Source organism: Streptomyces sp. NPDC012637, assembly GCF_042954805.1.
Classification (GTDB): Bacteria; Actinomycetota; Actinomycetes; order Streptomycetales; family Streptomycetaceae; genus Streptomyces.
Window position 1 is genome coordinate 467,305 of record NZ_JBIBDS010000004.1, and the last position, 20,052, is coordinate 487,356.

Annotated in this window: 14 protein-coding genes; 4 read left to right on the plus strand and 10 right to left on the minus strand. The window is 69.9% G+C overall.

The features are described 5' to 3' along the window. Positions 1-48 precede the first annotated feature (48 nt). Positions 49-666, plus strand: a complete 618-nt coding sequence (locus ACFY8W_RS19150; RefSeq protein ID WP_391106310.1) for a GNAT family N-acetyltransferase — start codon at positions 49-51, stop codon at positions 664-666. A gap of 85 nt (positions 667-751) precedes the next feature. Here ACFY8W_RS19150 and trxA read toward each other — a convergent pair whose 3' ends face one another. The 7 genes from trxA to ACFY8W_RS19185 form a co-directional block, all read right to left on the minus strand. Continuing rightward, positions 752-1,087: a thioredoxin gene (trxA, locus tag ACFY8W_RS19155; RefSeq protein ID WP_384417877.1), complete on the minus strand. Its 336-nt coding sequence runs from the start codon at positions 1,085-1,087 to the stop codon at positions 752-754. Positions 1,088-1,135: 48 nt separating this feature from the next. After that, the gene (trxB, locus tag ACFY8W_RS19160; protein ID WP_391106312.1) at positions 1,136-2,101 is read right to left on the minus strand and encodes a thioredoxin-disulfide reductase; all 966 of its coding nucleotides are present in this window, start codon (positions 2,099-2,101) and stop codon (positions 1,136-1,138) included. A gap of 132 nt (positions 2,102-2,233) precedes the next feature. Continuing rightward, the gene (locus tag ACFY8W_RS19165; RefSeq protein ID WP_391106314.1) at positions 2,234-3,142 is read right to left on the minus strand and encodes a hypothetical protein; all 909 of its coding nucleotides are present in this window, start codon (positions 3,140-3,142) and stop codon (positions 2,234-2,236) included. After that, positions 3,139-3,843, minus strand: coding sequence for an RNA polymerase sigma factor SigM (gene sigM, locus ACFY8W_RS19170; protein ID WP_391106316.1), 705 nt, complete (start codon positions 3,841-3,843; stop codon positions 3,139-3,141). Before sigM ends, ACFY8W_RS19165 begins: the two co-directional genes overlap by 4 nt. A 28-nt stretch (positions 3,844-3,871) precedes the next feature. Then, a complete protein-coding gene (locus ACFY8W_RS19175; protein ID WP_391106318.1) occupies positions 3,872-5,581 on the minus strand; it encodes a protein kinase family protein in 1,710 nt (569 codons plus the stop codon). A 139-nt stretch (positions 5,582-5,720) separates the two neighbouring features. Then, positions 5,721-7,919: a murein biosynthesis integral membrane protein MurJ gene (murJ, locus tag ACFY8W_RS19180; RefSeq protein WP_391106320.1), complete on the minus strand. Its 2,199-nt coding sequence runs from the start codon at positions 7,917-7,919 to the stop codon at positions 5,721-5,723. Positions 7,920-7,964: 45 nt separating this feature from the next. Then, complete coding sequence (locus ACFY8W_RS19185; protein ID WP_391106322.1) at positions 7,965-10,310, minus strand: DUF6049 family protein; 2,346 nt, start codon at positions 10,308-10,310, stop codon at positions 7,965-7,967. Between the two features lie 181 nt (positions 10,311-10,491). Between ACFY8W_RS19185 and ACFY8W_RS19190 the strand changes: the two genes are divergently transcribed. Further along, the gene (locus tag ACFY8W_RS19190; protein WP_391106324.1) at positions 10,492-11,961 is read left to right on the plus strand and encodes a CCA tRNA nucleotidyltransferase; all 1,470 of its coding nucleotides are present in this window, start codon (positions 10,492-10,494) and stop codon (positions 11,959-11,961) included. 88 nt (positions 11,962-12,049) lie between these two features. Here ACFY8W_RS19190 and ACFY8W_RS19195 read toward each other — a convergent pair whose 3' ends face one another. From ACFY8W_RS19195 to ACFY8W_RS19205, 3 genes are all read right to left on the minus strand, one after another. Then, the gene (locus ACFY8W_RS19195) at positions 12,050-13,321 is read right to left on the minus strand and encodes an MFS transporter (protein WP_391106327.1); all 1,272 of its coding nucleotides are present in this window, start codon (positions 13,319-13,321) and stop codon (positions 12,050-12,052) included. Between the two features lie 122 nt (positions 13,322-13,443). Then, positions 13,444-14,526 (minus strand): inositol-3-phosphate synthase, encoded by a 1,083-nt coding sequence (locus tag ACFY8W_RS19200; RefSeq protein WP_391106329.1) that lies wholly within the window; start codon positions 14,524-14,526, stop codon positions 13,444-13,446. Between the two features lie 47 nt (positions 14,527-14,573). After that, on the minus strand, positions 14,574-15,263 hold the full coding sequence (locus ACFY8W_RS19205; protein ID WP_391106331.1) for a helix-turn-helix transcriptional regulator: 690 nt from the start codon (positions 15,261-15,263) through the stop codon (positions 14,574-14,576). Positions 15,264-15,668: 405 nt separating this feature from the next. On the opposite strand from ACFY8W_RS19205, the gene ACFY8W_RS19210 reads away from it, so the two are divergent. Both ACFY8W_RS19210 and ACFY8W_RS19215 read left to right on the plus strand, forming a co-directional pair. After that, on the plus strand, positions 15,669-18,413 hold the full coding sequence (locus tag ACFY8W_RS19210) for a transglycosylase domain-containing protein (RefSeq protein WP_391106333.1): 2,745 nt from the start codon (positions 15,669-15,671) through the stop codon (positions 18,411-18,413). A gap of 125 nt (positions 18,414-18,538) precedes the next feature. After that, positions 18,539-20,020 carry a glycosyltransferase 87 family protein gene (locus ACFY8W_RS19215; RefSeq protein ID WP_391106335.1) on the plus strand — a complete coding sequence of 494 codons (1,482 nt, stop codon included), beginning with the start codon at positions 18,539-18,541 and terminating at the stop codon, positions 20,018-20,020. Positions 20,021-20,052: the final 32 nt, after the last annotated feature.

Below are 20,052 nucleotides of genomic sequence, written 5' to 3' on the forward strand. Positions count from 1 at the left end.
TGAGAGGCGTATTCGTACGGCGATTGCCGAGGGAAACGAGGAGCAGCCGTGGGGCGTCGGCTCGTACCGCTCACGCTGGACAATCTTCCGGATCTCCCCAAGCGTTGTCGCTCCTGTGTCTTCTGGGAGCTCGATCCGGTGAGTGGCGATGCCGCCGTGAAGGCCGGCCGCCCGGAGTTGGAGAAGGAGGCCTGGATCTCGGCGGTGCTCCTCGAGTGGGGCTCCTGCGGTCGGGTGGTCTACGTCGACGAGGTGCCCGTCGGGTTCGTGCTCTACGCGCCTCCGGCGTATGTGCCCCGGTCCACGGCCTTTCCCACGAGCCCGGTGGCCGCTGATGCCGTGCAGCTGATGACGGCGTGGATCATGCCCGGGTATCAGGGACAGGGGCTCGGCAGGACGATGGTGCAGACCGTGGCGAAGGATCTGCTGAGGCGGGGGTTCAAGGCGATCGAGGCCTTCGGTGACACCCGGTGGAAGGAGCCGGCCTGTGTGCTCCCCGCCGACCATCTGCTCGCCGTGGGGTTCAAGACCGTACGGCCGCACCCGAGTTTTCCCCGGCTGCGGCTGGAGCTGAGGACGACGCTCTCCTGGAAGGAGGACGTCGAGATGGCACTCGACCGGCTTCTGGGAGCGGTGCAGAAGGAGCCGGTGCTCCGGCCGCTTTGACAGAACGACAGCGGCCCGCCCCCTGGGAAGGGGGCGGGCCGCAGCTGTTTCACGTGAAACAGCGGATGCCTTGGGGCGGGGAGCGTCAGGCCTTCGGCTCGACGAAGCCCTCCAGGTCGCGCAGGAGCGCGGCCTTCGGCTTGGCGCCGACGATCGTCTTCACGACCTCGCCGTCCTTGTAGACGTTCAGCGTCGGGATGGACATGACGCCGTACTTGGCGGCGGTGGCCGGGTTCTCGTCGATGTTGAGCTTCACGATGGTGATCTCGTCGTGCTCGGCGGCGATGGCCTCGAGCGACGGGGCGATCTGGCGGCACGGGCCGCACCACTCGGCCCAGAAGTCCACGAGAACGGGCTTCTCGCTCTTGAGGACCTTCTCCTCGAAGTCAGCGTCGGTAGCGATAACGGTGGCGCCGGCCACGGCGTCCTCCTTCGGTTGGTGGGGTGTGGGGTGAGGAAGGCGTAGGGGTCAGACCGCGGGGGTCTCGGCGAGCTTCTCGCTGTCGGCGAGAGCGGCCAGGAAGCGCTCGGCGTCGAGCGCGGCGGAGCAGCCGGTGCCGGCGGCGGTGATCGCCTGGCGGTAGGTGTGGTCGACGACGTCGCCGGCGCCGAAGACACCCGTGAGGTTGGTGCGCGTGGACGGTGCGTCGACCTTCAGGTAGCCCTCCGCGTCCAGCTCCAGCTGGCCCTTGAAGAGCTCGGTGCGCGGGTCGTGGCCGACGGCGATGAAGAGGCCCGTGACCGGGAGCTCGCTGGTCTCGCCCGTCTTGGTGTTGCGCAGGGTCAGACCGCTGAGCTTCTGCTCGCCGTGGATCTCGGCGACCTCGCTGTCCCAGGCGAACTTGATCTTCGGGTCGGCGAAGGCGCGCTCCTGCATCGCCTTGGAGGCGCGCAGCGAGTCACGGCGGTGGACGATGGTGACCGACTTGGCGAAGCGCGAAAGGAAGGTGGCCTCCTCCATCGCGGTGTCGCCGCCGCCGACCACGGCGATGTCCTGGTCCCTGAAGAAGAAGCCGTCGCAGGTGGCGCACCAGGAGACACCGCGGCCGGAGAGCGCGTCCTCGTTCGGCAGGCCGAGCTTGCGGTGCTGGGAGCCGGTGGTGACGATGACCGCCTTGGCGCGGTGCACGGTGCCGGCGGTGTCCGTGACGGTCTTGATCTCGCCCGTGAGGTCCACGGCGACGACGTCGTCCGGCACGAGCTCGGCGCCGAAGCGCTCCGCCTGGGCACGCATGTTGTCCATCAGGTCCGGGCCCATGATGCCGTCGCGGAAGCCGGGGAAGTTCTCCACCTCGGTCGTGTTCATCAGGGCGCCACCGGCGGTGACGGCTCCCTCGAAGACGAGCGGCTTCAGGGACGCGCGGGCCGTGTAGAGGGCAGCGGTGTAACCCGCGGGCCCGGAGCCGATGATGATCACGTTACGGACGTCGCTCACGGGTTTCTTCCTCGTCTCTGCAGACTGCTGCCTACTGCCTACGGGGGCGGTCGGATCGGTCACTCTCACCCCACCCAACCGATCCTACGGGGCATGCATTCCCGGGACGGCCGCTCGGCACGGCGCACACGCTCACGAGCGCGGAACGGACTCCTGAAGGAGGACTTCGCCCTTGGTGTTCCCGCTGCCGGCGGCGCAGGAGGCGTCCACGACATAGGCCTGGACGCGTGTGCTGTCGACCGCGTCGGGGAGGACGACGAGATAGGCGGCCGTGCCCTGGAAGTCGCCCTGCTGGAACGCGAGAACAGCCTCGGTGCGTCCCGTACCGGCCTTGACGCAGTCGGGCAGTGTGGCGGGCAGCGACCGCTTCTGTCCGTCGCCGTCGCCCTCGACGGTGAGGGACTCGGGAGCGGAGCTCTGGTTCTGAGGAGCCTTGAAGGTGGCGTTCTGCTGGAGGAGCGCCTGCACGGTGCTCGTCACCGGCTCGCCGTCGAAGCGGGCGCTGTCCGCCGCGCTCACGGCGGCGTCGGACCGCTTGTCGGTGTCACCGTCGGCTCCGCCGAGGTTCAGCGCACCCGACTGGACGAAGAACAGGCTCAGCCCCAGGGCGGCAGCGCCGAAGACGGCGCCGAGGACCGCGACGCGACGGCGACGGGTCTTGCGGGGACGACCGGGGCCGGAGGCGGCGGAGGGCCGTCCGGCGGGCCGTCCGGTGCCGGGCGCCGCCGGTGCGGGGCGGCTGAGCGATGTTTCACGTGAAACATGGGCATCGGCCTCGGGCGCGGTCGCGCTCAGGAGCGCTTCGGCGGCGAGTGCCGCGTCGATCCGTCCGGCGATGTCGGCGGGCATCCGCGGAGGGCCGGGAAGCGTGCCGAGAAGTCCTCGGATCTCCTCGAGGGAGGCCCGCACGTCGGCGCACAAGGGACAGCCGTCGAGGTGCAGCCGTACAGCGGCGCTACGGGACGGCGAGAGCAGCCCCTCGGTGAGGTCGGAGATCTCCGAGACGTCCGGGTGCTGAGTCGTGTCGGCCGTGGAAGTCACGCGCGCCCACCTCCGCCCTTCACAGCCGCTGGATTGCTCGGTCCGGTATCCGTCGGTCCCGGCACCGGTGGGACGGATGCCCCCGGCGTCCGGTTCCTTCCCCGGTCCGGGCTCTCGTTACCCACCGTGTCACCGCGCAGATGAGTGAGCATCGGCAGCAGCCTGGCCCGCCCGCGTGCACAGCGGCTCTTCACGGTTCCCGTGGGGACATCGAGGATACGAGCGGCCTCGGCGACCGGGTATCCCTGCATGTCGACGAGGACGAGGGCAGCCCGTTGTTCCGTGGGGAGCGTGGCGAGGGCGGCCAGGAGCTGGCGGTGGAGGTCCTGGCGCTCGGCGGGTGCCTCGGCCGACTCGACCGGTTCGAGGAGCTGCTCGAAGCGGTCGGTGTCGTCCACGGGCGAGGTCCGGCGCGAGGCCGCCTTGCGGGCCCGGTCGAGACAGGCGTTCACCGTGATGCGATGGAGCCAGGTCGTGACGGCCGACTGGCCCCGGAAGGTGTGGGCGGCCCGGAAGGCCGACACGAGGGCGTCCTGGACGGCGTCAGCGGCCTCCTCGCGGTCGCCGAGCGTCCTCAGCGCCACCGCCCACAGCCGGTCGCGGTGGCGCCGTACGAGCTCACCGAAGGCGTCCTGGTCGCCGGCCACATGGCAGGCCAGAAGTTCCTGGTCGCTGCGCTCGTCGCGTGTGGCGTCGTCCAACGGTGAGCCCCTCCCCCCGGGTGTGGCGTCAGCTGGTGATCTTGATGTCCGAGATCTCGCCCCGGTAACCGCCTCCGCCGTTCGGCAGATCGGTCAGCCAGACCAGAACGTAGCGCGTCTTCGCCGGCTTCGGGGGCTGCAGGAGCACCTGAGTGCCGGATCCCTGGGCCTGCGTGGCGTAGCCGCCGGGCTGGTCCGGCCGCGAGGAGGCGCCTTCGGGTGCCGTCCTGAGCTCGACCGACGTCGAACCGAGGAAGGTGACCTCGACCTTGGCGACCTGTTGGACCTTGCCGAGATCGAGAATGATCCCGACGCCCTTCTTCAGGTTGCCGAACTTCGAGTAACCGTCGTACCGCATGGTCTTCCACGTGGTGCTCGGGTCGCCGTCGTACGCGTTCTTTATCTGGTCGCGGTTCTCGGTGCCGTCGCCCTCCGGGTCGAAGTCGTACGCGCCTACGATCGTGACCGGCTTGCCGTCCGCCGCCGGCTCCTTCTCGTCGTCGCCCGGCTGCGGCTGCGTGTTCTGCGGCGTGTCCGTGCCCTTGTCCTGGTCGAGGAGCCGGTCCGCGATCTGCCAGCTGCCCAGACCCAGGGCGGCGATCAGCAGGGCGGAGACGGCCCACTTGAGCGCCTTGCCGGCACGGCTCTGCAGCGGGGGCGGCGGGACGACGACCGGCTGGGTGACCGCGGGTCGCGGCTGAGGGCGGCCGTACGTGCCCTGCTGGTAGGTGGTGCGCTGGTACTCCGGCGGGGCGGGAAGCGGGAACTCCGGCTCCGGCGGGCGGATGCGCGGCATCGCGGCGACGGCCTTGGCGAGCTCGTCCGGCGTGGTGCAGGGCGGCTCCTGGCGCGAGGCGGTGGCCCCGTCGTTCGCGAGGGCGCGCATGGCGATCTCGGAGAGGCCGCGGTGGACGCCCGCGCGGACCTGGTCGGGGGCGAGCAGCCCGACGCCCTTGGGCAGCCCGGAGAGGCCGTAGGCGTCGCTCTCGTACGGCCAGCGCTGGGTGAGGGCCGCGTAGAGCAGGGCACCGATCGCCTCGGTGTCCGTGCGCTGCGGGCGCTCGGCGCTGATGCCGCGCAGGGCGGCGTTCACGGCGAGACCGCGGATGCGGTACTGGCCGGTCGAGCTGCGCAGCACGGCACTCGGAGTGAGCCGGAGGTGGGAAAGGCCCTCGCGGTGAGCGGCGGCCATGGCCTGCGAGACCTGGCTGACGAGCTGGTAGGCGTCGTGCGGCTCCATGGGGCCGGCCGCGAGCAGCGCGGTCAGCTCGGTGGAGTCGGGGAGCCACTCGTGCACCACGTACACGAGGTCGTTCTCCTCGACGGCGTCGAGGACCTGTACGAAGCGGGGGTCGCCGAGCAGCGCCGCGGAGCGCGCGGCGGCCAGCACGGAGCGGGCGCGGGAGTGGTCGGCGGGCAGGATGTGAACGCCGACGGCGCGGCGCAGTTTCTCGTCGACGGCACGCCAGCTGCTGAATCCGTCCAGTCGGGTGACGCACTCCTCCAGCCGGTACCGCCTCGCCAGCTTGTGGCCGCTGTGCAGCTCCGGTGCCGTGATGGAAGGCTGTTCGCCGTTCTTTCGTTCGCCCGCCTTGCTCTCCGTGGCCTCGGCGGACGTGGCCGCCTTCTTCTGCGCTTCCGCCACCCCGTCGGTCGCGGCCTTGTCCGCCTTGGCGGTCAGCGGGTCGTCACCGCTGTTGTCGGCCACGTCGACGGCAGCCGTGCTACGTTCTGCCACCGTCGTTCCTGCCTCCCCATCCGTTGCGCCACATCCAACAGCCATGCCAATTGTGCCCACAGTCCGGCGCTATGCACGACACGCGTCGGCGGGCGATGGTTGCGCGAACCCCGCGCGCCCGGCTCCGACCCGCGCCTGATCAGCGCCCAAGACGCCCGCGGACCATACCGACCATCGAGTTGAGCTCCGCGATCCGCATGCGCTTGGCCGCGACGAAGAAGACTCCCAGGAGCACCACGCCGCCGACGAGCAGGGCGACGAGCGAACCCAGGGCGCCCTCGCCGAGCACCTTCAGAAGGCCGAAGCCGGCCGCTCCGGCGACGATCGCCGCGGGCAGCGAGGCCAGGCACAGCCGGGCGTAGGTGCGCAGCACGTGGGCGCCGTCGAGGTCGCCGCCGAGGCGGTTGCGCAGCCGGCGCCAGGCGACACCGACGCCGACCGCGTAGGCCAGGCCGTAGGAGGCGGCCATGCCGACGACGGCCCACTGGGCGGGCAGCACCACGTAACAGACCGCGGAGGCGGCCGCGTTGACGGCGGCGACGATGACGGTGTTGTAGAAGGGCGTCCGGGTGTCCTCGTAGGCGTAGAAGCCGCGGAGCACGACGTACTGGACGGAGTAGGGAATCAGGCCGAGGCCGAAGGCCATCAGGATGAAGCCCATGCCCTGGGCGGCCTCGACGCCGCTGGAGGCGTAGAGCAGCGTGCACATGGGGACGCCGAGCGCCAGGAACGCGAAGGAGACCGGGACGATCGCGACGGCCGAGTTGCGCAGGCCCTGCGAGATGTCGTCGCGGACGGCGCCGGGGTCGTCGTCGGAGGCGGCGCGGGAGATGCGCGGCAGCAGCGCGGCCATGACCGAGACGGTGATGATGGCCTGCGGCATGCCCCAGATCAGCTGGGCGTTGGAGTAGGCGAGGAAGCCGGCGCCGTTCCTGCCGGACTCCTCACCCGCCGCGGTGGCGAGCTGGGTGACGACCAGGACACCGGCCTGGTTGGCGAGCACGAACAGCACGGTCCACTTGGCCAGCTTGACGGTCTTGCCGAGGCCGTGGCCCTTCCAGTCGAAGCGGGGACGGAAGCGGAAACCGGTCTCGCGCAGGTACGGGATCATCGCCAGGGCCTGGACGGCGAGTCCGAGCAGGGTGCCGATGCCGAGCAGCCGGATGCCCTCGTCGGGGATCGTCTGGACGCCCATCTGGGACTCGGCGGAGGTGCCGTAGACCCAGATGAACAGGCCGAACGTGGCGATCATGACGATGTTGTTGAGGACCGGTGTCCACATCATCGCGCCGAACTTGCCGCGGGCGTTGAGGATCTGACCCATCACCACGTGCACACCCATGAAGAAGATGGTGGGGAGGCAGTAGCGGGCGAAGGTGACGGCGACGCTGTTGGCCGCCGCGTCGTCGGCGATGGTGTTGGACATCAGCCGGATCAGCAGCGGGGCGGCGAACACGGCGATGGCGACGATCGCGCCGAGCGCCACCATGACGAGGGTCAGCAGGCGGTTGGCGTAGGCCTCGCCGCCGTCCTCGTCGTTCTTCATGGAGCGGACCAGCTGCGGCACGAAGACCGAGTTGAGACCGCCGCCGACGGTGAGGATGTAGATCATCGTCGGCAGGGTGTACGCGACGGTGAAGGTGTCACCGAGCAGCGCGGCGCCGAGGGCGCCGGTGATCACCAGGCTGCGGACGAAGCCGGTCAGCCGTGAGACGAGGGTGCCGGCCGCCATCACGGCGCTCGACTTGAGCAGCCCGGATGCACGGCCGGCCTTCTTCGGGGCGGGCGCGGGCATGGGGTTCGGCTCCGGAGAGGGCGGCGGCACCTGGCCGGGCGCCTGCTGGTCCCGATAGAGGTGCGCGAACGCGTCGGGCTCCGGCTGCTCCTCCCCCGCCCGGGTCACCAGGTCGTCGACGCCGGTGAACTGGACCGTGCGGGCGTCGTCGCCGTACGGCAGGTGGCGCGACGGGCCGTCCGGCTCGGGAGCCGGGGTCTGCGCCCAGACGCGCGGGTCCGGGGCGTGCTGGGGTGCGGCCGGCTGCTGGTAGAGGGGCTGCGGCTCCGCGAAGGTGCCCGGCGGGGGCGGCGGGTGCGCGGCACGGTCGTAGAGCGCCTCGCTCACCGGGTCCTGGGCAGAGAGATCCCGCGCCTGGTAGGGGTCGTGGGCGTAGGCGTCCTGGACGTAGGGGTCCTGGGCGTACGGACTCTGCTGGTCCGGTGCGTACGGGTCCGAGGCGGCCTGTGGCACCGGCCCGGGTGCCGGTGCGGCGGGCGTGCCACCGGACGGCGCGGGGCCGCCCGCGCCCTGCCCGCGGTCACCGTCGTACGGCGCGTTCATGGTTACCCCACCTCATCGTCCCCGGCCGACCGGCCACGACATCGCTCAACGGTCCACTTTCTCACCCGTGCCCGACGGGTCGCCGCTTTCCGAGCCGGTGTCCGGCGTCGGGTCACTCGGCTGCTCGGATTCCGCTTCCGCTTCCGCGTCGGCTTCCGAGCCGGCCTCGGCGTCCGCGGCGGCGGCCGGTCCGGCTTCCTCTTCCGCGGCCTCCGCCGCCGCGCTCCGGGCGGCGGCGCGCTTGCGCTGGCTGTACATCCGGACGCCGGCGAGAACGAGCAGCAGCACGCCGCCCGCGATGACGAGCATCACCGTCGGCGTGATCTCGGAGATCTTCACGGTGAAGGTCATCGGCTCGCCGTAGGGCGTGCCGTCCTCGGTGTAGAGCTGTGCCGTCATCGTGACCGGACCGTTGGCGTTGGCCGAGGCGTCGAACTTCACCGACTGGCTGTGGCCGCCGTCGATCTTCACCGGCCGTGCGGCCTCACCGTTGTCGTCCAGCTCCAGACGCGTCTTGTTGCTGGACTTCAGCTTGAGGACGAGGTGGTCCACGCCCTGCAGCAGCCGGTTCTGCACGGTCACCGGGATGGTCGCGCTGCGGCCCGACAGCGTGAGGTCCGACTTCTCGATCAGCTGCACCTCCTGCGTGAGGCTCAGGAGGTAGTCCTGGACCTCCTTGCGGTAGAGGGCCGCCGACGCGGGTTCGCCGCGCCACGAGGTCGACATTTCGCGGCTGATCGCGTTGGTGAAGGGAGGCACCACGCGGTCGGCGGCGGTCAGGATGACCTTGAAGTCGTCCAGCTGGTCGCGGGTCTCCTTCATCTGCCGGAACGCGACCGCGCTCAGTTCCTGCTCGCGCAGCTTCTTCGGGTAGGACGAGGTGCCCGGTACCCGCTTCGACGCCTCGGGGTCGGACTGCGTCGCGGCGGCCGCCAGATCGAGCGGCTCGGTCCAGCGCTTGGCGTTGAGCCCTTCCAGGGCCTTCGCCATGGTCTGCGCCTGGGCGGTGCTGGGCATGCGCTGCGGCGCGACCACGACGCTGCGCTGGTCCTCGGGCAGCTCCAGGGTGATCGCGAGCGACTGGGCGAGGAACTGCTGGACGGCCAGGGTGGCGTTCTCGGCCCTGATCATCTCGCCCTGGAAGGCCTTGGAAAGACCGGCGTCGCTGACGACGGCGGTCGTGCCGCCGCCGATGGGGCGGGCCGAGGTCGGCGTGTACGAGAGGTCGTCCCGGAAGCTGTCGCTGCGGGCGATTACGTTGTGCGCGCCGGCGGAGGTGGCGACCGCCATGATCGACGGGTCGACGGCACCGTCGACGGGCCAGGAGAAGTCGGTGGACGGCTTCACGTGGAGGACGGTCTCCACCGTGGACGACGCCAGCGCGGTCGCCTGCTGGAGGTGGCTGAGGGAGCCCGGCACGTCCTTGCCGTGATGGGCCAGTGAGGCCAGGTCGGGGTCGGCGAACGGCAGCGCGACGACCTTGCGGCCCTGTACGGCCTTCTCCAGGTCGTTCAGCCAGCGCTCGGCGACGGCCTGGTTCTTCCCGGCGACCTCGGTCGTCCCACTCTTGACCATGTACGGCTCGGTCATGGCGGCGACGCTCGCCAGCAGGTCAGGGTCGATCACCCAGGTGACGGGCAGGTTCTTGCCGAGCGCCACCATCTCGTGCAGTCGGCCACCCGGTGAGAGCTCGGCGGCCAGGTCGTCGTTCTCGAAGACGGGGGTCTGCTGCTGGTCCGCGCCCGTCTCGGCCGAGACATGGGCGGTGGAGATCAGCGGCCACAGATAGGTGAGCTGGGTCTTCTTGTCGGTGGCCTCGGGCTGGTAGGGCAGCAGGGTCCGCTCGATGCCCAGCACCCGCTTGTAGGACTGGCCCGCGGTCTCGCCGGAGAGGGAGACCCCGAGCTGGTAGACGCCGGCGTCGTCCAGGCCGAGCTTGGAGACCGGCACGGAGAGCGTGAACTCCTTGCTCAGTCCGGCGCCCAGCTCGGGGATCTTGACCGTGTAGGCCCCGCCGAGGGGAGCGGGGTCGCGTCCGTCCCGGTAGGCACGGCGGCCCGAGACCTCGTCGATCTCGCTGCGGCTGGTCATCTGGGGCCCGACGCGCACATCGACCGTGGCCTCGGTCACGGCCTGCTTGCCCTCGTTGGTGACCGTTCCCGTGATGGTGAGGGTGTCGCTCTCCACCGGGGCGCTGGGAGTCAGCGTGTCGAGCGACACATCCACGGTGCCGGCGCGCTTCGTGCTCTCGGCGGCCGCTGCCGCGGGGGCGGGAAGGCCCGGGAAGAATCCGGCCAGCAACGGGGCGGCGACGGCGAGTGAGGCCGTACGCCGCAGCCAGCGGCGGGCAGGTGAGGGAACGGTCCCCTGGATAGCTGCCGCCTCGGCCACGCGTCGCCCGTCCTCGTCGTCGTCTCGGTGTCAGTGGTGTCGCTGGTTCCCGGTTGCTGTGTCCAGGCATGGTAACGAGGCACGCGGGGGCCAAGTGCCGGGGACTGCTCCAGCTGATGGCCGCCGGGTCCCGGAAAAACGGGGACGATGCGGTGAGCCGGGGCACGTACCCTTTTCTGTTGTGCCGAACGCCAACGAAGACACCACGACTGCCCTGAGCCAGGTGCAACGCCGCGCGGTCAGTGAACTACTGCGTGTGTCCCCTGTCGCCGACGACCTCGCCCGCCGTTTCCAGGATGCCGGGTTCCGCCTCGCGCTGGTCGGCGGCTCGGTACGCGACGCCCTCCTCGGCCGTCTCGGCAACGACCTGGACTTCACCACCGACGCCCGCCCCGAGGACGTACTGAAGATCGTCCGTCCCTGGGCCGACGCCGTCTGGGAGGTCGGGATCGCCTTCGGCACCGTCGGCTGCCAGAAGAGCGCCCGCGTCGGGGACGCCGTTCAGCACTTCCAGGTGGAGGTCACCACCTATCGCTCGGAGGCCTACGACCGCACCTCGCGCAAGCCCGAGGTCTCGTACGGCGACTCCATCGAGGAGGACCTGGTCCGGCGTGACTTCACCGTCAACGCCATGGCGGTCGCCCTCCCGGAGAAGGAGTTCATCGACCCGCACGGCGGCCTCGAGGACCTCTCCGAGAAGGTGCTGCGTACCCCGGGCACGCCCGAGGAGTCCTTCTCGGACGACCCGCTGCGCATGATGCGGGCCGCGCGCTTCGCCGCACAGCTGGACTTCGAGGTGGCCCCCGAGGTCGTCACGGCGATGACGGAGATGGCCGGACGGCTGGAGATCGTCTCGGCCGAGCGCATCCGTGAGGAGTTCAACAAGCTCCTGCTCTCGGCCCACCCCCGCAAGGGCCTCGGCCTTCTCGTCGACACGGGTCTCGCCGCCCATGTGCTTCCCGAGCTCCCGTCGCTGCGACTGGAGAGCGACGAGCACCACCGGCACAAGGACGTCTACGAGCATTCGCTCACGGTGCTCGACCAGGCCATCGACCTGGAGGAGGACGGACCCGATCTGGTGCTGCGTCTCGCGGCGCTGCTCCATGACATCGGCAAGCCGCGCACCCGTCGCTTCGAGAAGGACGGCCGGGTCTCCTTCCACCACCACGAGGTGGTCGGCGCGAAGATGACCAAGAAGCGCATGACCGCCCTCAAGTACTCCAACGAGATGATCAAGGACGTCTCGCGTCTCGTGGAGCTGCACCTGCGGTTCCACGGTTACGGCACGGGCGAGTGGACCGACTCGGCCGTCCGCCGCTATGTGCGGGACGCCGGACCGCTGCTCTCGAGGCTCCACAAGCTGACCCGCTCCGACTGCACCACGCGCAACAAGCGCAAGGCCGCCGCCCTCTCCCGCGCCTACGACGGCCTGGAGGAGCGCATCGCGAAGCTCCAGGAGCAGGAGGAGCTGGACTCGATCCGCCCGGACCTCGACGGCAACGAGATCCAGGAGATCCTCGGGATCCGACCCGGGCCGGCGGTCGGCCAGGCCTACAAGTTCCTGCTGGAGCTCCGGCTGGAGAACGGGCCGATGGAGCACGACGCCGCCGTTGCCGCGCTCAAGGAGTGGTGGGCGGCTCAGAGCGCCTGATCCGGGGGTCGCCGTTTCACGGTCGACGTTTCACGTGAAACATCGACCGTGAAACGGCGAGACGGCCCCAGGAGCAGGGGGCGATGTTTCACGTGAAACATCGCCCCTTTCTCATGGCCCGGGCCAGCCCCAGCGTCACGAGGGCGTAGATCGCGGTCACCAGCGCCACGATCGCGGGGGAACGGCCGTCCGGAGGCAGCATGACGGCGGCGACGCCGGCCGCGCCGACGAAGGCGACGTTGAAGAGCACGTCGTAGAGGGAGAAGACCCGGCCGCGATAGGCGTCGTCGACGGAGGTCTGCACGACGGTGTCCGTGGAGATCTTCGCTCCCTGGGTGATGAGGCCTAGCACGAAGGCGGCCACGAGGAACGGCGTCCTGGCGAAGGTCAGACCCAGAGCGGGTGTCAGGACGGCGGCGAGGCCGGTGCACACGGTCATCCAGCCGAACGGCCCGAACCTCCCGACCGCCCAGGGCGAGAGCACCGCCGCCGCGAAGAAGCCGGCTCCCGAGGCGGCCACGGCCAGGCCCAGTACCGCGAGCCCGTCCTCCTCCGTGGCGCTCCACGCGTACCGGGCGAGCATGAGCACCGTCACGAACAGGGCGCCGTAGCAGAAGCGCATCAGGGTGACCACGGTGAGCGCCCCCGCGGCCGGGCGCCGCTCGGCGAGATGCCGGAGGCCGCTTGCCAGGCCCCGTGCGGTGGAGGCCAGGGCAGCGGTGAGCCGGGGCTGGACGAGTTCGGGGTCCGGCCCGAGGAGCTCGCGGGACATCCGGAGCGAGGCGAGCGCGGAGCAGAGATAGAGGACGGCGCCCAGGAGGACGACCGCGGCATCGGAGTCGTGCGCCACCAGCCGGACGCCGAAGGCCAGCCCGCCGCCCAGGGTCGCGGCGAGCGTCCCGGCGGTCGGCGAGAGCGAGTTGGCGACGACGAGCCGCTCGTCGTCGACCACGCGCGGGAGTGCCGCGGAGAGGCCGGCCAGGACGAAGCGGTTGACGGCCGTGACCGAGAGGGCCGAGGCGTAGAAGAGCCACTCCGGCACGGAGGCCAGCATGAGCACCGCGGTGCCGCCGGCCAGCAGGGCCCGCAGCAGGTTTCCGTAGAGGAAGACCTGGCGTCGCTGCCAGCGGTCGAGCAGGACGCCGGCGAAGGGGCCCACGAGGGAGTACGGGAGGAGCAGCACCGCCATCGCGGAGGCGATGGCCGCGGCGCTGGTCTCCTTCTCGGGGGAGAAGACGACGTACGTGGCGAGGGCGACCTGGTAGACCCCGTCGGCGCACTGGGAGAGCAGGCGGACGGTGAGCAGGCGGCGGAAGTTGCGCAGTCGCAGGAGGACGCGCAGATCACGCACGACGGACATGGGAGCAAGACTCACATACGACGAGGGTCCCCGGGCAGTGCCACGGGGACCCTCGTCGTCGAGCCGCTGAATCGTCGTCCGGCCATCAGGTGGTCGTCAGGCGATCAGGAGTGACCGTCAGGTCAGCGCTCGACCTCGCCCTTGATGAACTTCTCGACGTTGGCGAAGGCCTCGTCGTCGAAGTACTGGACCGGCGGGGACTTCATGAAGTACGAGGACGCGGAGAGGATCGGACCGCCGATGCCCCGGTCCTTGGCGATCTTGGCGGCGCGCAGGGCGTCGATGATGACACCCGCGGAGTTCGGGGAGTCCCACACCTCGAGCTTGTACTCCAGGTTCAGCGGAACGTCACCGAAGGCACGGCCCTCGAGGCGGACGTACGCCCACTTGCGGTCGTCCAGCCAGGCCACGTAGTCCGACGGACCGATGTGGACGTTCTTCTCGCCCAGGTCGCGGTCGGGGATCTGCGAGGTGACGGCCTGCGTCTTCGAGATCTTCTTGGACTCGAGGCGGTCACGCTCGAGCATGTTCTTGAAGTCCATGTTGCCGCCGACGTTGAGCTGCATGGTGCGCTCGAGTCGGACACCGCGGTCCTCGAACAGCTTCGCCATCACGCGGTGCGTGATGGTGGCGCCGACCTGGGACTTGATGTCGTCGCCGACGATCGGGACACCGGCCTCGGTGAACTTGTCGGCCCACTCCTTGGTGCCGGCGATGAAGACCGGCAGGGCGTTGACGAAGGCGACCTTGGCGTCGATGGCGCACTGCGCGTAGAACTTCGCGGCGTCCTCGGAACCCACGGGCAGGTAGCAGACCAGCACGTCGACCTGCTTGTCCTTGAGGACCTGGACGACGTCGACCGGGGCCTCGGCGGACTCCTCGATGGTCTGGCGGTAGTACTTGCCGAGGCCGTCGAGGGTGTGACCACGCTGGACCGTGACGCCCTTGTTCGGGACGTCGCAGATCTTGATCGTGTTGTTCTCGCTGGCGCCGATGGCGTCGGAGAGGTCGAGGCCGACCTTCTTCGCGTCCACGTCGAACGCGGCCACGAACTCCACGTCACCGACGTGGTAGTCGCCGAACTGGACGTGCATCAGGCCGGGCACCTTGGACGCCGGGTCGGCGTCCTTGTAGTACTCGACGCCCTGGACCAGCGAGGCGGCGCAGTTGCCCACGCCGACGATGGCTACGCGAACCGAACCCATTCCGGTTGCTCCCTGTGTGATCGTGGAAGCCCTGCGAACGCAGGGTTTCACTTGGCGGTGTCGTCGGACGGATCCGGCCGGGTACTGCCCCCGTGCCGGGGCAGGCCGCCCGTTTCTCCAGATTCTTCGTGCTGCTGAGCGGCGCCCTCGGGGGCGTCGGGGCCGGATCGCTGATCCCGTCCCGCCCGCTCGCTCTCGATGAGCTCGTTCAGCCAGCGCACTTCGCGCTCCACGGACTCCATTCCGTGGCGCTGCAGCTCAAGCGTGTAGTCGTCGAGGCGCTCGCGCGTACGGGCCAGAGAGGCGCGCATCTTCTCCAGGCGCTCCTCCAGCCGGCTGCGGCGGCCCTCCAGCACCCGCATCCGCACCTCGCGCTCGGTCTGGCCGAAGAAGGCGAAGCGGGCGGCGAAGTGCTCGTCCTCCCAGGCGTCGGGCCCGGCATGGGTAAGGAGCTCTTCGAAGTGCTCCTTACCTTCGGCCGTCAGCCGGTAGACGATCTTGGCACGGCGCCCCGCGAGTGAAGCCGCCACGGCCTCCTCCGGAGCGCTGCCCGGCTCCTCGATCAACCAGCCGTTGGCGACCAGCGTCTTGAGGCAGGGGTAGAGGGTGCCGTAGCTGAAGGCCCGGAAGATCCCCAGCGAGGTGTTGAGCCGCTTGCGCAGCTCGTAGCCGTGCATGGGGGCCTCGCGGAGCAGGCCGAGAACGGCGAACTCGAGGATTCCTGAGCGCCTGCTCATTCGCCGCCTCCTCCGTTCTCGGGACTCGTCTCGCGGACCTGGGGAAAACTCGTATGCCGAGCCGATGTGACGCGCTGATGTATCGGCTCGATACATCCCGACGATAGAACGACCCCATGTCCGCGACAAGTGGGGCTCGGGTGACCGGCGTCACATCGTCAATTCACAGCAATCGAGTTGCCGGATTTGGGGTGAACTTCACCCCTAGGGAGGTTTTGGCCGTGCGTAGTCTGTGCGGCATGCAGACCACCGGGAACCAAGCGATGCCGCAGGGCGTCAGTGAAGCGGGTGACCGGCTGCGACACGGAAGGGTCTTTTCCGAGGTCCGGCCGTGTGCCATTCGGGGGGACCGGAACACAACTGCCGCTTCCAGGCGTACGCGCCTGCCCGAGGAGTAGTCGTTCGATGAGCGAGCACCGTCGCAAAATGCCGCAGCAGCAACCGCCGTACGGCGGTCGTGCCGCGGCCCGGCGCGCCGCCCAGCAGCCGATGGGCCGCAGGCCGGCCCAGGGCCATGATGCCGCTACGGGGTCTCCGTCGGCCTCGTACGGGCCGCCGTCCTCCCATGGTGAGGAGCAGCGTCCTTACGGCGGCCGCGCCGAGGCCCGGCGCGCCGCGCAGAGGGGCGGGCGCAGGCGTGCGCCCGAGGCCGGCGGAGGTCCGGGCGGCCCGGGTGGCGGTCGGCGCGGCGGCGGGGGCGGCGGCCGTGGAGGCGGTTCCGGGCGCGGTCGTGACGGCGGCCGCCCGCCCGGCAAGAAGCGGCTCATCGACTACCCGCGCTACGGCAAGTACGGCTGGCGGCGCTGGGTGCCCTCGTGGAAGCTCGTGACGGGCCTGTTCCTCGGCTTCCTCGGCAGCCTCATGGGCGCGGCCACCATCGGCTACGCGATGGTGGGCATCCCCGACGAGGCGATCAGCGCCAAGCAGCAGAACAACGTCTTCTACTGGTCGGACGGCACGCAGATGGCCGCGACCGGTGGCGAGGTCAACCGCCAGATCATCGCGTACGCGCAGATCCCGAGGTCGATGCAGGACGCGGTGGTCTCGGCGGAGAACAAGACCTTCTGGACCGACTCGGGCATCGACCCCATGGGCATCGGCCGCGCCGTGTGGAACATGGCGAAGGGCGGCGAGACCCAGGGTGGCTCGACCATCACCCAGCAGTACGTGAAGAACAACCGTCTGGACGACCAGTCGCAGACGGTGACCCGCAAGGTCAAGGAACTGTTCATCTCGATGCGCGTCGGCAACGAGCGGGACAAGCACGAGATCATGGCGGGCTACCTCAACACCTCGTACTACGGCCGTGGCGCCTACGGCCTCCAGGCCGCGTCCCGTGCGTACTTCGGCAAGAACGCCCAGGACCTCAACCCCAGCGAGTGCGCCCTGCTCGCCTCGGTGCTGAAGGGCGCGACCTACTACGACCCGGCCGGCTACCCCGAGATCGACCCGGCGGCCTCCGCCCAGGCGAACACCGAGCGCGCCCAGAAGCGCTGGTCGTGGATCCTCGACGAGATGGTCAAGGACGGCTGGCTGAAGGCGGACGAGCGGGCCAAGTACACGACGCTCCCCACGACGAAGCAGCGGACCCAGGGCGCCCAGCTGGGCGGCCAGATCGGCTACCTCGTGCGCACCGCCGAGGCGAACTTCCTGAACAAGAACGAGCTGGGCATCACGACGCAGCAGCTGGCCAAGGGCGGCTTCGAGATCCACACCACCTTCGACAAGAAGAAGGTCCAGGCGCTCGAGAACTCGGTCAAGGACATCTACAAGGAGTACATCGACCCGAAGAAGCGGCCGAAGACGGACACCGACGTCCAGTTCGGCGGCGCCTCGGTCAACGTCGAGACCGGTGCGATCGTCGCCATCTACGGCGGCGAGAACGCCACGAAGCACTTCACCAACAACGCCGACCAGACCGGTGCCCAGGTCGGTTCGACCTTCAAGCCCTTCGTGCTGGCCTCCGCCATGCGCGACGGCGTGCGGGACCCGAAGCTCGGCAAGGTCCAGGACGCCTCCACGCGCAGGCTCGTCGACCCGGACAAGAGCCGCTACAACGGCCAGAACAAGCTGAAGATCAAGAACTACGACGGCACGACCTGGCGGGACGAGAACGGCAACGAGTGGCTCCAGGTCAACGACGACGACGCGAGCTACAAGAACATCAGCCTGCGTGAGGCCATGGAGCACTCGGCGAACTCGCCGTACGTGCAGCTCGGCATGGACGTCGGCATCGACAAGGTCCGCCAGGCCGCGGTCGACGCCGGTCTCCTGGAGTCGTCGCTGGTGAAGTCGGACGTGCCCTCGTTCTCGCTCGGTATCTCCTCCCCGAGTGCCATCCGCATGGCCGGCGCCTACTCGACCTTCGCGAACCAGGGTGAGCAGAACGAGCCGTTCTCCGTCACCAAGGTCCTGCAGAAGGGCGAGGTCATCTACGAGCACAAGGCCGAGCCCAAGCGCGCGTTCTCCACGGCCGTCGCCAGCAACGTCACCGACGTCCTGAAGAGCGTCGTCAAGAACGGCACCGGCAAGAAGGCCGCGCTCGAGGACGGGCGCGACGCGGCCGGCAAGACGGGTACCACCGACGGCAACAACTCGGCCTGGTTCGTGGGCTACACCCCGCAGCTGTCGACCGCGATCGACATGTACCGCTTCTCGGACGACGAGACGAAGAAGGACCGCAAGTTCGAGTCCATGTACGGCACGGGTGACCAGCCGAAGATCCACGGTAATTCGTTCCCGTCGCGGATCTGGAAGAACTACATGACCGAGGCCCTCAAGGGCGTCGAGGCGAAGAGCTTCCCGGAGCCCGAGGAGCTGGACGCCGAGGCGGTCTTCGGCGGCGGCGCGGCCAGCCCGACCCCGACGCCGACGGCGACCACGGAGTCGCCCACGCCGTCCTCCACGCCGTCGACGGAGATGCCCACGCAGAAGCCGACCAAGACGGCGGACCCGGGCAAGACCTGCAGCGTGTGGGACTGGCCGTGCAAGGACAACGGCGGCACCAGCACCGGCACCGACAGCGGAGGAACCGACGGCGGGGCGACCAGCACACCGACCACGGATCCGACGAGTACCGCCACTCCCACCGACAGCGGCGGGGGCGGAGGAAAGCCAGGAGGCAGTACCTGGGGCAGTGTGGGCGGCTGACCCCGGTCGTCCGACCCGGGGCCCCGAGGCCCTGAGGGCCGTCGTGCCCGGTCCGTACCTCGTGTGCGGGACCGGGCGCGGCGGCCCTCACCGTTTTCCCAGGGCCGTACGGCAGGATGTCCCCCATGCCGAGCCTCCAGAAGACGAGCCCTCCGCAGGATCCCCCGGTGGTCTGCCCCACCCGACGCGACGAGGTCGCCGCCGCGGGCAGCGAGCTGATCGGCGGTCCGATCGGTCGCCGGGCGATCCTCGGTGCCGGTCAGCTGACCCCGGTGCGCGTCATCGCCCTGGTGGCCATCGGAATGTTCGCGCTCGGCATGGTGCAGAAGGTGCCCTGCTACAACTGGGCCTGGTTCCGCGGTACCACCTCCCAGTACACCCACGCCTGCTACTCCGACATCCCGCACCTCTTCTCCGGACGCGGCTTCGCTGAGGGCCTGGTCCCGTACTTCGACCGGCTGGGCGGCGACATACCGTTCCTGGAGTACCCGGTCCTGACGGGACTGTTCATGCAGGTGGCCGCCTGGCTGACGCCCGGCGGCGACCTGACCTCGCAGGAGCAGTCGTACTGGCTGGCCAACGCGGGCATGCTGATGGTCTGCGCGGCCGTCCTCGCCGTCTGTGTGACCAGGACGCACCGCAACCGTCCCTGGGACGGGCTGCTCGTGGCGCTCGCGCCCGCCGTCGCGCTCACGGCCACCATCAACTGGGACCTGCTGGCGGTCGCCCTGACGGCCGCCGCGCTGCTGATGTGGTCGCGGAGCCGGCCGCTCGGCTTCGGCATCCTGCTCGGGCTCGCGACGGCCGCCAAGTTCTACCCGGCTCTGCTGCTCGTACCCGTGCTGCTGCTGTGCTGGCGCGCGGGCAGGTGGCGCGCGTTCGGCACGGCCGTGCTGGGCGCGGTCGGCGCCTGGCTGGTGGTGAACCTGCCGGTGATGCTGCTCGCGACCGAGGGCTGGAAGCAGTTCTACGTCTTCAGCACGGAACGGAACGTCGACTTCGGCTCCGTCTGGCTGCTCATCAGCCAGACCACGGGCGAGCAGATCCGGCCCGAGACGGCGAACTACTGGGCGCTGTTCCTGATGATGCTCGCGGTCGCGGGGCTCGCCTACCTGGCCTTCAACGCGCCCCGCAGGCCCCGGCTCGCGCAGCTGGCCTTCCTGGTCGTGGCCGCCTTCGTCCTCACCAACAAGGTCTACTCGCCGCAGTACGTGCTGTGGCTCATCCCGCTGGCCGCGCTCGCCCGGCCGAGGTGGCGGGACTTCCTGGTGTGGCAGGCCTGCGAGGTCATGTACTTCCTCGCCATCTGGCTGTACCTCGCCTACACGACGAGCGGGAACAAGCAGGGGCTGCCGACCGACGGCTACCAGTTCGCGATCGTGCTCCACGTCCTCGGCACGCTCTACCTGTGCGCGCTCGTCGTACGGGACGTCCTGGCGCCCGACCGGGACGGAGTGCGGCGGGACGGCTCGGACGACCCCGCCGGAGGCGTCCTGGACGGCGCCGAGGACGTCTTCGTGCTGGGCAGGGCGGCGCGGCCGGCGCGGCACGCGGCACCGGTCGTGGAGGGGCCGCGGGTGGAGTGGGGCGTCCCTCCGCGCCCATGAGGCGCCGTCGGGCGTCAGGGATCGGACAGGCA

Coding starts and splice junctions, on each gene's coding strand:
- murJ (WP_391106320.1), bottom strand. CDS start 7,919: ATGAACGCGCCGTACGACGGTGACCGCGGGCAGGGCGCGGGCGGCCCC.
- ACFY8W_RS19215 (WP_391106335.1), top strand. CDS start 18,539: ATGCCGAGCCTCCAGAAGACGAGCCCTCCGCAGGATCCCCCGGTGGTC.
- ACFY8W_RS19205 (WP_391106331.1), bottom strand. CDS start 15,263: ATGAGCAGGCGCTCAGGAATCCTCGAGTTCGCCGTTCTCGGCCTGCTC.
- ACFY8W_RS19200 (WP_391106329.1), bottom strand. CDS start 14,526: ATGGGTTCGGTTCGCGTAGCCATCGTCGGCGTGGGCAACTGCGCCGCC.
- ACFY8W_RS19210 (WP_391106333.1), top strand. CDS start 15,669: ATGAGCGAGCACCGTCGCAAAATGCCGCAGCAGCAACCGCCGTACGGC.
- ACFY8W_RS19195 (WP_391106327.1), bottom strand. CDS start 13,321: ATGTCCGTCGTGCGTGATCTGCGCGTCCTCCTGCGACTGCGCAACTTC.